Raw genomic sequence first — 14,120 nt, 5'->3', positions numbered from 1 at the left:
GTGAGGTGTCAGTTGGATACGTGCTCCGGCCCGGGCCCGCCCCGGTCGCCGGGAGCCGGATGTGCCAGGGCGGCCCGCAGCCGGTCGGCCGCGGCCAGCACGTCGGGAAAGGACGCGGGCGCCCATGCCTCGCGTTTCCCGCTGGTCGTACTGCGGCCGGGGTGGGGCGGGACGACGACCACGTTGGGCCGCGCCCGGAGTTTCGCGGTGTGGTCCGCGTACGCCGCGCTCTCGGCGCCGCCGGGCGGCAGCGCGGGCGCCAGCGCGATCGCCGCCCGGGTGCACTGCAACGCGAGGAGAGAGGGCGAGTCACCGAGCCCGAGGGCCAGTCGGGCCAGATAGTTCAGCGTCGCCGGCAGCACGACGACGGTGTCCGGCCACTGTGCGAGGTCCACATGGCGTGCCTTCGGCTCCGGCTCGTCGGGCCACCGGTCCGCCAGCACCTCACCGCCGCCGATGGCGGCCAGCGCCTCCCGGGTGACGAACCTGCCGGCCGCCCCGGTCAGCACGTACCGCACCTGCGTGCCGGGGTGCCCGACCTTCAGCCAGCTCGCCCAGAACGGCAGATGGGCCGCGGTGACCGAACCCGTCCCGATCACCAGCAGACGCCGCGCGCCCACCGGTTCGACCGCGTCCTGCCCGCCGGTCACCGGACCACCGCCCCGGCGGTCACCGGACCACTGCCGCGCAGCGACTGACCGTGCACCAGCTCCTGGTAGAGCGCCGAGCGCGACAGCAGCTCCTCGTGCGTACCCCGGTCGACCGTACGTCCCTCGTCGACGACCACGATCAGATCCGCGTCCTGCACCGTGGAGATGCGGTGGGCGACCACGAGCACCGAGCGCTCGGCCGCGAGGGTGCGCATCAGCGTCCGCAGCCTTTCCTCGTTCTCGCTGTCGAGCTGGGAGGTCGGTTCGTCGAAGAGGACGATGCGCGTGTCCCTCAGCAGGACGCGGGCGGCCGCAAGGCGCTGGCGCTGACCGCCCGACAGGTCCTGAGCCCGGCCCAGCTCGGTGTCCAGGCCGTCCGGCAGCGCCTCCACGGCGCCGCGCAGGGCCAGTGCCTCCAGCGCCCGCCACAGCTCCGCGTCCGGCAGGGCGCCCGTCTCGTCGTCCCGCCCGAGCAGCAGGTTCTGCCGCACCGTGCCCTCCACAAGGGTGAAGCTCTGATCGACGTAACTGATCGCGCCGCGCAGCTGATGCAGGGGCCACTGCTCGACCGGCAGTCCGCAGACGGAGATCCGGCCGGACTCCGGCAGGAGAAAGCGTTCGGTGAGTCCGAGCAGCGTCGTCTTGCCCGCCCCCGACGGCCCGACGATGGCCGTGAGCCCCCGCGCGGGCGCCGCGAAGGTCGCCTCGTGGATGAGGGTTCGCCCACCGTCCCGGTAGCTGACCGCCTCGAACTCCACCGCGGCCGCGGTCGGTGACGGCTCGACGGGGGAGGTGGCCCCGGAGCTCTCCGACGCGATCGTGAGCACGCTGTTGAGACGTGCGCGTGCCGCCAGGCCGCTCTGCATCCTGGCCACCCCCGAGACCAACAGGGTCAGCGGAGCCACGAGTTGCAGCAGATACACGATGAAGGCGGCGAACTCGCCGATGCCCAGGTGGCCGGAGGCCATTCGGGCACCGCTGGTGACCATCACCGCGACGATCGAAAGCTGCTGCCCGAGCTGCATCGTGGGCGCGACCAGGGCGGTCACCCGCGCGACCGACACCGCCGCCTTACGGGCGTCCTCGATGCTGTGGCCCAATGAGGCCGCGACCTGGCGTTCGGCGCGGAACGCCTTGACCGTGGGCAGGGACAGGACGGCCGCCGTCATGTGCTGGGACATGGTGCCGATGGCGTTCTGCTGACGTTCCACACCGCTGCGGATCGACCTCACGCACAGGAAGATGCCGACACCGGCGACGCTGAAGGTGGCGAGTACGACGATCAGCAGGACGCCGTCCAGCAGGCCCATGGCGATCAGGGTGCCGACGGCCAGGAAGAGCGAGGACGGGATCTGCACGACGCCGACGTCCACCACGGAACGCAGCTGTGTGCTGTCGGAGTTGGCGCGGGCGACCAGGTTGCCGGCCCCCTCCCGCCGTACCCGGCGCAGCGGCAGGGTCAGGATGTGCGACGCGGTGCGCCACCGTGCCTCCGCGACCAGGCCCTCACCGGCACGGGCGAGCAGATGGGCGGAGAGCGCCGTCGCCACCGCGGCACCCACCGCGAGGCCCGCCATCATCAGCAGCGGGCCGACGGGGCGCTTGTCCTCGGCCAGGGCCATGACCAGATCGCGGACTTGGAGTGGGAGGACGATCGTCGCGGCGGCGGAGAGCAGGCTCAGCACCACCGCGGCGGCGACCGTCGGCCTGCGCCCTTCGAGCAGCTGGGTGAAGACACGCAGTTCGTCCGTGCCCTCCGGGCGTGGTTCTCTGGCCATGGTGAAGGACCTCCTGCGGGGGTGCGGTGAACATCCGGTCACCCTCGGCGCTACGGCCGACGGTTCAGATCGCGGACCGGAGGGCCGGCTGCCACGGCCAGCGGTCCGAGTCGAGGTTGCGGGCGGGGTCGGCTGCGTCCACGTTCGCCGCGGCGCACGCGTCGGCCAGCGCGGCGGCCGAAGGACGCTCGCGGCCCTGCTCCGCCGCGTCCACGAAGGCCCGCGCGACCACATGCGCCCGGTGTTCGCCGAAACTCAGTCCGCGCATGCCCGTACGGTCGTCCTTCGGCTCCCAGGCGGCCGTCACACCGGGCGCGAGCACATGGGCGAAAGCGGGGGCGGGGCCCTCCGGCAGGCCGGTGGCCATGGCGCTCTGGACCACCGCGTCGACGGCGTTCCAGGAGGCCGAGGGCAGGTAGACGACCATGCCGTCGTTGCGCGGCAGGCTCGCCGGATTCGAGATGATCTTCGCGCGGTAGGTCACCGAGCCGCTCTCCAGGGCGCTCAGCACCGTGTGCCACAGCTCGGGTGCCGCCTCGGGGTCGGCCACCCTGAGGTAGAGCCGCAGCAGAGCGCCGCCGCCGGCGGTGCGGCCCGAGCCGCTGTCCACGAGGAAGAACCCGGGGGAGACCAGCGGGCGGGCCGACGGGAGGTTCATCAGCACCACCGGACGTCCGGGATCGCCCGCGGTCCGCCCGCTTTCCCGCAGCGTGACCGAGTCCGGGACACTCACCCGCAGGCCGTCGATCTCCACGACCGGACGGCCGGCTTTCGTCAGCCGCCCGGTGCGGATCCCCGCGGCGACCGTCTCCGGGTGCGGAGTGGCCTTCGCCAGCCGTGCCTCGTACTCCGGCGCACGCAGCGTCCTGGGCGCCTCGCGGTCCTTGACGCCGCGCCCGGTGTGCAGCACCTCGTAGAGGGTGCGGGCGAGAGTGAAGCGCATCGCGGACGCGGACTCCGCGGTCACCTCGTCGTCGCGCACCCAGGCCGTCCTGCCGTCCGGCGCGATCCGCACGTCGGTCAGCGCACCGCGCAGCCCGGCCGAAAGCACCTCCGCGACCTCTTCGGTCTCCTTGACGCGCGTGCTCATGCTGCCTCTCCGAGTCCCACCGTGGAGACGAAGCTCCGCGGATCCAGTAGTGCGGTCCTGCCGATGCCGGCCGAGGCCCGGACGATGGCCGACAGCCGCCCGCTCTCCCTGGTCGAGGCGATCAGCCGGTCGATCAGATGCCATCCGGCATACGAGGTGGCACGCACCACAAGCCCGTCGTCGTCGGGGCCCCCGCCCTCGCGGTAACCACGGTGAAACGCGGTGATCAGCGGCAGTACGCGGGCCAGCTCCTCGCTGCCCCGCGCCACGACCTCCTCGTGGGTGAGCACCGCCGAGAAGGCGTCGTCCGTCTCCTGCGCGGGAATCCGCAGCACCGCGCGGTGCAGCCACTCGCCGACGTACGCCCCGACATCGCGTGCCGGGTCGCCGAGCCGGAACTCCTCCCAGTCATTGACGTAGAACGCGCCGTCGGTGATCAGGAACTGATCCAGCCGCAGGTCACCGTGGATGGGCACGCGCGTGACGCCGGCCTCGGTCGCGCGCAGCCGCTCCAGCCCCTCGACCAGCGGGGCGTCACGCTGCAACAGCCCCCAGGCCTGGACGAAGGCGCCGGTGGCGTTGAGGTAGTTCTCCAGCGGCAGCGAGCGCAGGTCCTCGACCGGTGGGAACGGGTGGGGATCCGAGTCGGGAAAGTCCCCGGGACGGTGGGGGAGCTGGTGCAGCGCCGCCAGCGTCCGGCCGGCCAGCGCCGACATGGACTCGGTGAACTCCTGGTCAGCGGCGAGTTCGCTGCCGGATCTGGTGTCGCCCAGCATCCGGAACACCAGCAGCCGCCGTTCCTCGTCGCCCCCGAGGAACTCGGGGCGGGGGAACGGGTGCGGACCACCCTGTGCGAGACGCTCGAAGAGCAGGACCCTTCGATAGCGATTCAGGGATTCTTCGGGGCTGCCCTTGAGCTGTTTCACGAATACCGAATTGCCGGTGTCCGTTGTCCCCGACCAGTTCTCGTTACGGCCGGGATAGGAGTAGATCTCCGAGGTGCTCAACGAGCCCAAGTCGAGCTGGGCCAGCAGCTGTTCGACCGAGGAATCCACGGGATTGTCGACGGCCGACGCGGAAGACCGGCCCTGCGGGTATTTAATCTTTTCGCCTGCCACGGACGTTTTCTATCGTGGGGCGCTGCCGCCGGGCAACGAATTGACCGGCATCGGCCACCGTCGGCAGGACCTGTCGCGGATGCCGGACACGGTGGGCGGGTGACGGTCTCCTCCGCCAACCGTCACCCGCCGCCGTGTCGTTCGTCAGATGATTCTTCGCCGCACGGCCCACACCACCGCTTCTATCGGGGTTTCGACGTCGACGTGCAGGCAGATCGACCGGAGCTTACGCCGGAGTGTGCGGTCGCTCATTTCCATCCGGCGGGCCACCTGCGTCATGGTGCAACCCTGGGAGACGAGTTGCAGGATTCTCAGATGATCGTTTCCGAGTTTGAGGTGGGGCTCTATCAAGGAACTACTAAAATTCACCTGTAACCTCACGGTTTCATCCGACGGTGGGGCGTCGAATCTCCGCCTGTTGGTGTGAGGATTGTGCAGCTCGCATCGCGTGTGTCATGCCCGCGGGCGCATGCCGATAAGTACCGCCGCTGATTCTGCGAGCTCGCACGCCCACTGCGCCGTCAAGGAAGAGGAATCCACGGATCCTCTGGGCGCGCGTCAGGCGGAGCTAAAGATCAGATCTTTTGGTACGGACTTAATGTGTGCGAGTGGGTCTGGCCGTGAGAGTTCGGCCCGGGTCGTGGTCGATCCTGTCCTGAAGCATGCTTCCCCCTTGCTGTTTGACCACGTGACCAGCGTCGCCGGGTTGGTCGGCCCGCGACGCCGTTCGCCCGAACAGTATACGAACTGACGCTTCCACTTAATCAATGCATTTTCGCGGAATCTGAGGTTCCGGATGCGGTCGGCCGCTTTTCTTGGAGCATGTTCTGGAGGAATCCGGAGAAAGCGGCGCAACCCCGAGGCCGGTCGTACCGCGGACGCGGTATGCGGCGGGGCCCGTGTACTCCCGTCGGAGGGCTACAGGTTCGGCCTCGGGTCGACAACGTTCCGACAGGTTCGCCCCGTACCGTTGAACCATGGATCTTCGATTGCCCGGGCTCCGCGCGCTGCGGGGGCCGCGGCGGCTGCTGGCCGCCGTGGCCGCCGTCGTCGTGATAGCCGGTGCGGGCACATGGACTGTGGCGTCGGCCGACGACGACGCGCCCGCGGTACGGCGCGCCGACCGCGTCATGGACATGGGCGACGGAGTGCGGATCGACACCTCGTACTTCACGGCCGCCGGCGACGGCCGCCGTCCCGCCGTCCTGCTCGGCCACGGCTTCGGCGGCAGCAAGGACGACGTACGACAGCAGGCCGAGGACCTGGCCGGGGACGGGTACGCCGTGCTGACCTGGTCGGCCCGTGGCTTCGGGCGGTCGACCGGCGAGGTCGGTCTGAACGACCCCGAGGGCGAGGTCGCCGACGTCTCCAGGCTGCTCGACTGGCTGGCCGGGCAGCCCCAGGTCGAGCTCGACAAGGCCGGCGACCCGCGGGTCGGCATGGCGGGCGGCTCCTACGGCGGCGCGATCTCCCTGCTGGCCGCCGGACACGACGACCGCGTGGACGCCATCGCCCCGGCGATCACCTACTGGAACCTCGCGGACGCGCTCTTCCCGAACGGTGTCTTCAAGAAGCTCTGGGCCGGCATCTTCGTCAACTCGGCGGGCGGCTGCGAGAAGTTCGAGAAGCAGATCTGCGAGATGTACGACCGGGTCGCCGAGTCCGGCACCCCGGACTCGAAGGCCCGCGCGATGCTGGAGGCGCGCTCACCCTCCGCCGTCGGCGACCGCATCAAGGTCCCCACCCTGCTGATGCAGGGCCAGTCCGACTCGCTCTTCCCGCTGGGCCAGGCCGACCAGGCCGCGAAGGCCATCCGTGCCAACGGCGCGCCGGTCGACGTCGACTGGATCGCCGGCGGCCACGACGGCGGCGACATGGAGACGGACCGTATCCAGGGGCGCGTGAAGTCCTGGTTCGAGCGCTACCTCAAGGACGACAAGGGCGCCGACACCGGCCCCGCCTTCCGGGTCACCCGCACCGGAGGTGTCGACTCCACCGACGGCCAGGCCCTGCTGCGGGGCGCGAGCGCGGACGCCTACCCCGGCCTGGAGAGCGGCCCGAAGTCCTTCCGGCTGACCGGCGGCGAACAGAGCTTCGCCAACCCGGCCGGCGCCAGCCCGCCCGCCGTCTCCGCGCTCCCCGGCCTCGGCGGCTCCGGCGGCCTCGCCCAGCTGTCCTCGCTCGGCCTCGGGGTGTCACTGGACTTCCCCGGCCAGTTCGCCGCCTTCGAATCGGCGCCGGTCACCGGGAACCTGCGCATCACCGGCTCCCCGAAGGCCACCGTGCACGTCACCTCGACCAGCGAGGACGCGGTGCTCTTCGCCAAGGTCTACGACGTCGGCCCCGACGGCACCCAGCAGGTACTGCCGTCCCAGCTGGTCACACCGCTGCGCGTCGAGGACGCCAAGTCCGGCAAGGACGTGGCGGTCACGCTCCCCGCCATCGACCACGACATCGAGAGCGGCCACCGGCTGCGCCTGGTCGTCTCCTCCACCGACCTCGGCTACGCCTCGCCGCTCTCCCCGGCGACGTACACCGTCTCCCTGAAGAGCGACCTGACGGTCCCCACGGCCCCCGGCGTGGGCACCGCCGCCGTCCCCCTGCCGGCGTGGGTGTGGTGGCTGCCGCTCGCGGGCGCGGCGATCGCATTGGCCCTGCTGCTGACGGCCCGTCGGCGCACCGCCACCCCGGCACCCGACCCCGAACTGGCCGAAGTCCCGCTTCAGATCACCGACCTGAGCAAGCGGTACGCGGGAGGGCAGGACCGTTACGCGGTACGGGACCTCTCCTTCCGTGTGGAGAAGGGCCAGGTCCTGGGCCTGCTCGGGCCGAACGGCGCGGGCAAGACGACGACCCTGCGCATGCTGATGGGCCTGATCAAGCCGGACGCCGGCGAGATCCGCGTCTTCGGCCACGCCATCCGCCCCGGCGCGCCCGTCCTCTCCCGCGTCGGCGCGTTCGTGGAGGGCGCGGGCTTCCTGCCGCACCTGTCCGGCCGCGAGAACCTGGAACTGTACTGGCGGGCCACCGGCCGCCCGCCCGAGGACGCCCACCTCGACGAGGCCCTGGAGATCGCGGGCCTCGGCGAAGCACTGGCCCGCGCGGTGCGCACGTACTCCCAGGGCATGCGTCAGCGCCTCGCCATCGCCCAGGCCATGCTGGGCCTGCCGGACCTGCTGATCCTCGACGAGCCGACCAACGGCCTCGACCCGCCCCAGATCCGCGAGATGCGCCAGGTGATGATCCGCTACGCGGCGGCCGGCCGTACGGTGATCGTCTCCAGCCATCTCCTGGCGGAGGTCGAGCAGTCCTGCACCCACCTCGTGGTCATGGACCGCGGCCGTCTCGTACAGGCCGGCCGGGTCGCCGAGATCATCGGCTCGGGCGACACCCTGCTGGTCGGCACGGCCGCGCCCATCGAGGAGCCGGTCGTGGAGAAGGTGGCGGCGCTGCCCGGCATCGCCTCGGCGATCAGCACCGACGAGGGCCTGCTCGTCCGCCTGGACGCGGACGGCAGCGCACCCCGTCTGGTCGCCGAACTGGTCCGCCTCGAAGTGCCCGTCCAGTGCGTCGGCCCGCACCGGCGCCTGGAAGACGCCTTCCTCACCCTGATCGGAGGCTCCGCATGAGCACGCTCACCGAGCGCACCGAGGTCGCCTCCGGCTACCGGGCGGGCCGTACGCTGCCGCTGCGCGTCGAGCTGGTCCGCCAGTTGAAGCGGCGCCGCACGCTGGCCATGTTCACCATCCTCGCCGTGCTGCCGTTCGTCCTGGTCGCGGCGTTCGCGATCGGCGGCGAGCCGGACGGCGGCGGCAACCGGATCACCCTGATGGACACGGCCACGGCGTCCGGCGCGAACTTCGCCGCCGTCAACCTGTTCGTCTCCGCCGGCTTCCTGCTGGTGATCCCCGTCGCGCTGTTCTGCGGGGACACCGTGGCGTCGGAGGCCGGCTGGTCGTCCCTGCGCTACCTGCTGGCGGCACCCGTGCCCCGGGCGCGCCTGCTGTGGTCCAAGCTCGTGGTCGGGCTGGGGCTCAGCCTGGCCGCGATGGTGCTGCTGCCGGTGGTGGCGCTGGCGGTCGGTACGGCCGCGTACGGCTGGGGTCCGTTGCAGATCCCGACCGGCGGTTCGCTGGACACGGGGACGGCGGCGCAGCGCCTGCTGGTGGTCGTCGCCTACATCTTCGTGTCCCAACTGGTCACCGCGGGCCTGGCGTTCTGGCTGTCGACCAAGACCGACGCCCCGCTCGGCGCGGTCGGCGGCGCCGTCGGCCTGACCATCGTCGGCAACGTCCTCGACGCGGTGACCGCGCTCGGCGACTGGCGTCACTTCCTGCCCGCGCACTGGCAGTTCGCATGGGCGGACGCCGTACAGCCCACTCCCGAGTGGTCCGGCATGATCCAGGGCACGGCGATTTCCATAACGTACGCCGTGGTCCTGTTCGCGCTGGCCTTCCGCGGTTTCGCCCGCAAGGACATCGTGTCGTAGGTCACCGGAAGATCACCCACCGGTCTCGAACGGCGGGTCCCGTGCCCTCTTCGAGACGCATCCGCAACGCCACGTAACGCACGTTCCGGCCCCCCGGCCCGTCACAGTCACAGAAAGCCGACGTCAACGGATCCAGGGGGCACGGAAGATGGACCGAAACCGAATACGTGGGGTGCTGGCTCTCACCGCGGCGGCGGGCCTGCTGCTCACCGGCTGCGGCGCGGGGGACAGCGGAAGGTCGAAGGCGGACAACAGCACCTACCCCACCGGCCGCCCGGCCCCGGACTACAACAACGGCAACGGCACCGGCGAGGGCGAGCAGAAGAACAACGACGAGAACCCGGAGTCCCGCGAGTTCGCCCCGGCCCCCGACTACCTCTCCACCTTCGCCCTCGACGTCGACACCGCCTCCTACGGCTACGCCCGCCGCACCCTCGCCGAGGGCCGGCTGCCCGACCCCTCGACGGTCCGGCCCGAGGAGTTCGTCAACAGCTTCCGCCAGGACTACGACCGTCCCGACGGCAACGGCTTCTCGGTGACCGTCGACGGCGCCCGCACCGCCGACGAGAACTGGTCGCTGCTCCGTGTGGGCCTGGCGACCCGCCCCGCCGCCGAGTCGGGCGAACGCGCACCGGCCGCCCTCACCTTCGTCATCGACATCTCCGGCTCCATGGCCGAACCGGGCCGCCTGGACCTGGCGAAGGAGTCCCTGGACGTCATGACCGACCGCCTGCGCGACGACGACTCGGTCGCGATCGTCACCTTCAGCGACGAGGCGGAGCGGGTGCTGCCGATGACCCGTCTGGGCGGCAACCGCGAGGAGATCCACGAAGCGATAGCCACCCTGGAACCCACGGACTCGACCAACCTCGGCGCGGGTGTGGAGACGGGCTACGAGACCGCCGTGGAGGGCCTGCGCGAGGGCGCCACGAACCGCGTCGTACTCGTCTCCGACGCCCTCGCCAACACCGGCGACACCGACCCGGACACCATCCTCGAACGCATCGCGTCCGAACGCCGCGAGCACGGCATCACCCTGTTCGGGGTGGGCGTCGGCAGCGACTACGGCGACGCCCTGATGGAACGGCTCGCGGACCGGGGCGACGGCCACACCGCGTACGTCTCGACGTCCGACGAGGCCCATGAGCTCTTCTGCGAGGACCTCCCGCGCAACATCGACCTCACCGCCCGCGACGCCAAGGCCCAGATCGCCTTCGACCCGGCGACGGTGTCCGACTTCCGCCTCATCGGCTACGACAACCGTGAGGTGGCCGACGAGGACTTCCGTGACGACAGCGTCGACGGGGGCGAGGTCGGTCCCGGCCACACGGTGACGGCCCTCTACGCCGTCCACACCCGACCCGGCGCGGAGGGGCACCTCGCGACGGCGAACGTCCGCTGGCTGGACCCGGCTTCGCGGGCGCCGCACGAGGAGTCGGGCCGGCTGGAGACCGGTTCCCTGCGGCCGTCGGTGTGGGCCGCGAGCCCGCGCTTCCAGGTGACGGCGACGGCGGCGTACCTCGCCGACGCCTTGCGGGGAGGGGCGAGCAGCTGGGAGCCGCTCCCGGGCCGGACTTCTCTCGCGCAACTGGCCGAGCGGGCGGAGAGGTTGGCGACGAGGACGGAGGACAGGGAGGTGCGCGACCTGGCGGCCGCGATCCGGGCGGCCGGCGGCTTGACCCCGCAGGGCTGACTCCGCCTCCGGCGCGGGCTCCGCCCCTTGATGCCACCGACCGGCACCGACAAGCCGCAGGCATTGACCCTCAGCTACGCGCGAGTAAGTTGACTCCCCGGTAAGTCCGACGGGCACCGGGAGCCGACATGGGCGTACGCAAGGATCTGAAGCGGGCGAAGCAGCGCGGCGGGCTGAGCGACCGCGCCGGGGTCGAGATCGTCAAGGACGACCACGGCGTGGTCCGCGAGGCCCGCACCCCACCCCTCGCCCCCCACCCCACCACCGGCAGCATCGCCGACCTCCCCTTCACCAACGCCGCCGACGCCCCCGACGCCGTCGTCCTGCGCCGCCGACAGAGGGACGGCGACGGCACCTGGCAGCCCGTCACCGCCGCGCACTTCGCCCACGAGGTCACCGCCGTGGCCAAGGGCCTGATGGCCGCCGGCCTCGAACCCGGCGGCCGGGTGGCCGTCATGTCCCGTACCCGCTACGAGTGGACGGTCCTCGACTTCGCCATCTCGGCGGCCGGCGGCCAGACCGTCCCCATCTACGCCACCTCCTCCGCCGACCAGGTGGAGTGGATCGTCCGCGACTCGGGCGCCCACTTCGTCATCACCGAGACGCGGGAGAACACCGAGACGGTCACCGCGGGCACGGCCCACCACCAACAGCCCCCGCGCATATGGCAGTTGGAAGCCGAGTCGACCGACCTCGACTCCACAGCCCCCACCGACACCGCCCTCCCCACCCTCACCGCCCTCGGCCACCACCTCCCCGACGAAGAGGTCACCAAGCGCCGCACCGCCCTCACCCCCGACACCATCGCCACCGTCTGCTACACCTCCGGCACCACCGGCCGACCCAAGGGCTGCGTCCTCACCCACGGAAACCTCCACGCCGAGGCCGCCAACACCGTCGAACTGCTGCACCCGATCTTCAAGGAGATCACCGGCCAGACCGCCTCGACCCTCCTCTTCCTCCCCCTCGCCCACATCCTCGGCCGCAGCCTCCAGATCGCCTGCCTCATGGCCCGGATAGAGATCGGCCACTGCCCGAGCATCAAGCCCGAGGAACTCCGCCCGGCTCTCAAGGAGTTCCGCCCCACGTTCCTCGTCGGTGTCCCGTACCTCTTCGAGAAGATCCACGACACCGGCCGAGCCACCGCCGAGAAGATGGGCCGCGCCGCCTCCTTCGACCGCGCCGACCGCATCGCCGTCCGCTTCGGCGAGGCCCACCTGAACAAGTTCCTCGGCATCGGCAAGGGCCCCGGCCCCGCCCTCTACGCCGCCTGGGCCCTGTACGACCTGCTGGTCTACCGCCGTGTCCGCAAGGAACTCGGCGGCCGCACGAGCTACGCCATCAGCGGCGGCTCCCCCCTCGACCGCGACCTCAACCTGTTCTTCTACGCCGCCGGCATCCTCGTCTACGAGGGCTACGGCCTGACCGAGACGACGGCCGCCGCCACCATCGTCCCGCCCCTCGGCCCCCGCCCCGGCACCGTCGGCCGCCCCGTCCCCGGCACCGCCGTCCGCATCGCCGGCGACGGCGAGGTCCTCATCAAGGGCGGCATCGTCTTCGGCTCGTACTGGAACAACCCGGCCGCCACCGACGCCGTGCTCCAGGACGACTGGTTCGCCACCGGCGACCTCGGCGCCCTGGACGAGGACGGCTACCTCACCATCACCGGCCGCAAGAAGGACATCCTCGTCACCTCCGGCGGCAAGAACGTCTCCCCGGCCGTCCTGGAGGACCGCCTGCGCAGCCGCTCACCCATCGGCCAGTGCCTCGTCGTCGGCGACAACCGCCCCTTCATCGGCGCCCTGATCACCCTCGACCCGGACGCGGTGAGCCACTGGCTCGCCGTGCGCAAGATGCCGGCCGACACCCCGATGCCCGACGTCATCAGGGATCCCCGTATGCGCGCCGACGTGCAGAAGGCGGTCGACCACGCCAACAAGGCCGTCTCCCGAGCCGAGTCCATCCGCGCCTTCGCCCTGGTCGACGGCGAGTTCAACGAGGCCAACGGCATGCTCACCCCGTCCCTGAAGGTCAAACGACACGCGGTGACCACGGCGTACGCGGCCGAGATCGAGGCCCTGTACCGCGGCTGAGGACCCCACACCGGGTCGGCCGGCCCACCGAAACGCATGCGCACCCCGTCGGCGGGTACGACCCCTCCCGTACGCGGGCGTCACGGAAGCGGCCGTAGAGGGAAAGGTGCCGGAAGTGATTCGGAAGCTACAGGCGGTCGCGCTGGACTGCGACGACCCGGTACGGCTCGCGGAGTTCTACGCCGAGCTGCTCGGCGGCAGGGTGGTCGCGGACGCCGAGGACGCCGACTGGGTCGAGGTGCACGGGTTCGAGGGGACACCGCTGGCCTGCCAGCGGGTGGACGGCTACCAGCGGCCCGAATGGCCCGGCCAGGAGCGCCCGCAACAGCTCCACCTGGACTTCGACGTGGACGACCTCGACGGCGAGGAGAAGCGGGCGCTCGCCCTCGGCGCGACCGTGCTGGAGCGGACGGACCAGCTCCGCCCCGAGGCCAACTGGCGGATCTACGCGGACCCGGCCGGCCATCCGTTCTGCCTCTGCTTCCACTGAGGGCGAGCGGGCCGCCTATTTCGTTTGCCGCTCCTCGGTCCGGTCGGATAGGAACCCTGCATGCTGAAGGGCGGCAAGGTCGGGCTGCGGGCCCGGCACGAGGACGACATCCCGGTGCTGCGGGCCGAGCTCTACGACGACGTGGTCAACGCCGCGCGGGCCGAGGGCCGGCCGTGGCGGCCGATCACACCGGGTTCCAAGGACTCCCGGCTCGTGGTGGACGACACGGAGGAGGGGCACGTCTCGTTCTCCGCGGTGGAGCTGGCCGGCGGCACGCTGATCGGAACCGCGACACTGTGGGGCATAGACACGCACAACCGGTTCGCACACATCGGGTTGGGGCTGCGGCCGTCCGCGCGCGGCAAGGGCTACGGCACCGACGTGGTCGCCGTGCTGTGCCACTACGGTTTCGTCGTCCGCGGCCTGCACCGGCTTCAGATCGAGACCCTGTCGGACAACGCCGCGATGCTGCGCTCCGCCGAGCGCAACGGCTTCGTCCGCGAGGGCGTGCTGCGCTCCTCGGCCTGGGTGATGGGCGAGTTCCTGGACGAGGTGGTGCTCGGCCTGCTCGCCGCGGACTGGAAGCCGGACGCCGCGAGCCGGATGCCCGGAGCTCGACGACAGGTCTAGGTGTGCTGTCCCGGGACGTTGGTGACAGGCGACACGCCTTGAGCGGTCCTTGAACGGGGCGAGGGCCTCTGGGTTCGGTGTGGATTGCG

Annotated in this window: 11 protein-coding genes; 6 read left to right on the top strand and 5 right to left on the bottom strand. The window is 71.2% G+C overall.

Going from position 1 to position 14,120, the window contains the following annotated elements:
* Nucleotides 1-8: 8 nt before the first annotated feature.
* The 5 genes from ACIQWG_RS29350 to ACIQWG_RS29330 form a co-directional block, all read right to left on the bottom strand.
* A complete protein-coding gene (locus ACIQWG_RS29350) occupies nucleotides 9-650 on the bottom strand; it encodes a flavoprotein (protein WP_404101167.1) in 642 nt (213 codons plus the stop codon).
* On the bottom strand, nucleotides 647-2,428 hold the full coding sequence (locus tag ACIQWG_RS29345) for an ABC transporter ATP-binding protein (protein ID WP_404101166.1): 1,782 nt from the start codon (nucleotides 2,426-2,428) through the stop codon (nucleotides 647-649). The genes ACIQWG_RS29350 and ACIQWG_RS29345 overlap by 4 nt, the downstream gene beginning before the upstream one ends.
* A gap of 64 nt (nucleotides 2,429-2,492) precedes the next feature.
* Nucleotides 2,493-3,518, bottom strand: coding sequence for a T3SS effector HopA1 family protein (locus tag ACIQWG_RS29340; RefSeq protein WP_404101165.1), 1,026 nt, complete (start codon nucleotides 3,516-3,518; stop codon nucleotides 2,493-2,495).
* Nucleotides 3,515-4,636 carry a class V lanthionine synthetase subunit LxmK gene (lxmK, locus tag ACIQWG_RS29335; protein WP_404101164.1) on the bottom strand — a complete coding sequence of 374 codons (1,122 nt, stop codon included), beginning with the start codon at nucleotides 4,634-4,636 and terminating at the stop codon, nucleotides 3,515-3,517. Before lxmK ends, ACIQWG_RS29340 begins: the two co-directional genes overlap by 4 nt.
* 144 nt (nucleotides 4,637-4,780) lie before the next feature.
* Entirely contained in the window at nucleotides 4,781-4,915 is a 135-nt protein-coding gene (locus ACIQWG_RS29330) for a helix-turn-helix transcriptional regulator (protein ID WP_404101163.1), read from the bottom strand.
* Nucleotides 4,916-5,613: 698 nt separating this feature from the next.
* Between ACIQWG_RS29330 and ACIQWG_RS29325 the strand changes: the two genes are divergently transcribed.
* The 6 genes from ACIQWG_RS29325 (at nucleotide 5,614) to ACIQWG_RS29300 (ending at nucleotide 14,031) form a co-directional block, all read left to right on the top strand.
* A complete protein-coding gene (locus ACIQWG_RS29325; RefSeq protein WP_404101162.1) occupies nucleotides 5,614-8,265 on the top strand; it encodes a CocE/NonD family hydrolase in 2,652 nt (883 codons plus the stop codon).
* Nucleotides 8,262-9,125, top strand: coding sequence for an ABC transporter permease (locus tag ACIQWG_RS29320; RefSeq protein WP_404101161.1), 864 nt, complete (start codon nucleotides 8,262-8,264; stop codon nucleotides 9,123-9,125). Before ACIQWG_RS29325 ends, ACIQWG_RS29320 begins: the two co-directional genes overlap by 4 nt.
* Before the next feature lie 148 nt (nucleotides 9,126-9,273).
* Entirely contained in the window at nucleotides 9,274-10,818 is a 1,545-nt protein-coding gene (locus ACIQWG_RS29315) for a von Willebrand factor type A domain-containing protein (RefSeq protein ID WP_404101160.1), read from the top strand.
* A 128-nt stretch (nucleotides 10,819-10,946) separates the two neighbouring features.
* Complete coding sequence (locus ACIQWG_RS29310; protein WP_404101159.1) at nucleotides 10,947-12,911, top strand: AMP-dependent synthetase/ligase; 1,965 nt, start codon at nucleotides 10,947-10,949, stop codon at nucleotides 12,909-12,911.
* Between the two features lie 115 nt (nucleotides 12,912-13,026).
* A complete protein-coding gene (locus tag ACIQWG_RS29305; protein ID WP_404101158.1) occupies nucleotides 13,027-13,401 on the top strand; it encodes a VOC family protein in 375 nt (124 codons plus the stop codon).
* Between the two features lie 60 nt (nucleotides 13,402-13,461).
* The gene (locus ACIQWG_RS29300) at nucleotides 13,462-14,031 is read left to right on the top strand and encodes a GNAT family N-acetyltransferase (protein WP_404101157.1); all 570 of its coding nucleotides are present in this window, start codon (nucleotides 13,462-13,464) and stop codon (nucleotides 14,029-14,031) included.
* Nucleotides 14,032-14,120: the final 89 nt, after the last annotated feature.

It is taken from the genome of Streptomyces sp. NPDC098781 (genome assembly GCF_044759995.1).
GTDB lineage: Bacteria > Actinomycetota > Actinomycetes > Streptomycetales > Streptomycetaceae > Streptomyces.
Note: the sequence above shows the minus strand (reverse complement) of the source record. Positions and strands in the feature narration are given on the sequence as shown.

Bases quoted from the DNA above. Each gene is read 5' to 3' on its own strand.
- ACIQWG_RS29320 (WP_404101161.1), top strand. From the start codon at position 8,262: ATGAGCACGCTCACCGAGCGCACCGAGGTCGCCTCCGGCTACCGGGCG.
- ACIQWG_RS29315 (WP_404101160.1), top strand. From the start codon at position 9,274: ATGGACCGAAACCGAATACGTGGGGTGCTGGCTCTCACCGCGGCGGCG.
- ACIQWG_RS29330 (WP_404101163.1), bottom strand. From the start codon at position 4,915: ATGACGCAGGTGGCCCGCCGGATGGAAATGAGCGACCGCACACTCCGG.
- ACIQWG_RS29310 (WP_404101159.1), top strand. From the start codon at position 10,947: ATGGGCGTACGCAAGGATCTGAAGCGGGCGAAGCAGCGCGGCGGGCTG.
- ACIQWG_RS29300 (WP_404101157.1), top strand. From the start codon at position 13,462: ATGCTGAAGGGCGGCAAGGTCGGGCTGCGGGCCCGGCACGAGGACGAC.
- ACIQWG_RS29340 (WP_404101165.1), bottom strand. From the start codon at position 3,518: ATGAGCACGCGCGTCAAGGAGACCGAAGAGGTCGCGGAGGTGCTTTCG.
- ACIQWG_RS29345 (WP_404101166.1), bottom strand. From the start codon at position 2,428: ATGGCCAGAGAACCACGCCCGGAGGGCACGGACGAACTGCGTGTCTTC.
- ACIQWG_RS29325 (WP_404101162.1), top strand. From the start codon at position 5,614: ATGGATCTTCGATTGCCCGGGCTCCGCGCGCTGCGGGGGCCGCGGCGG.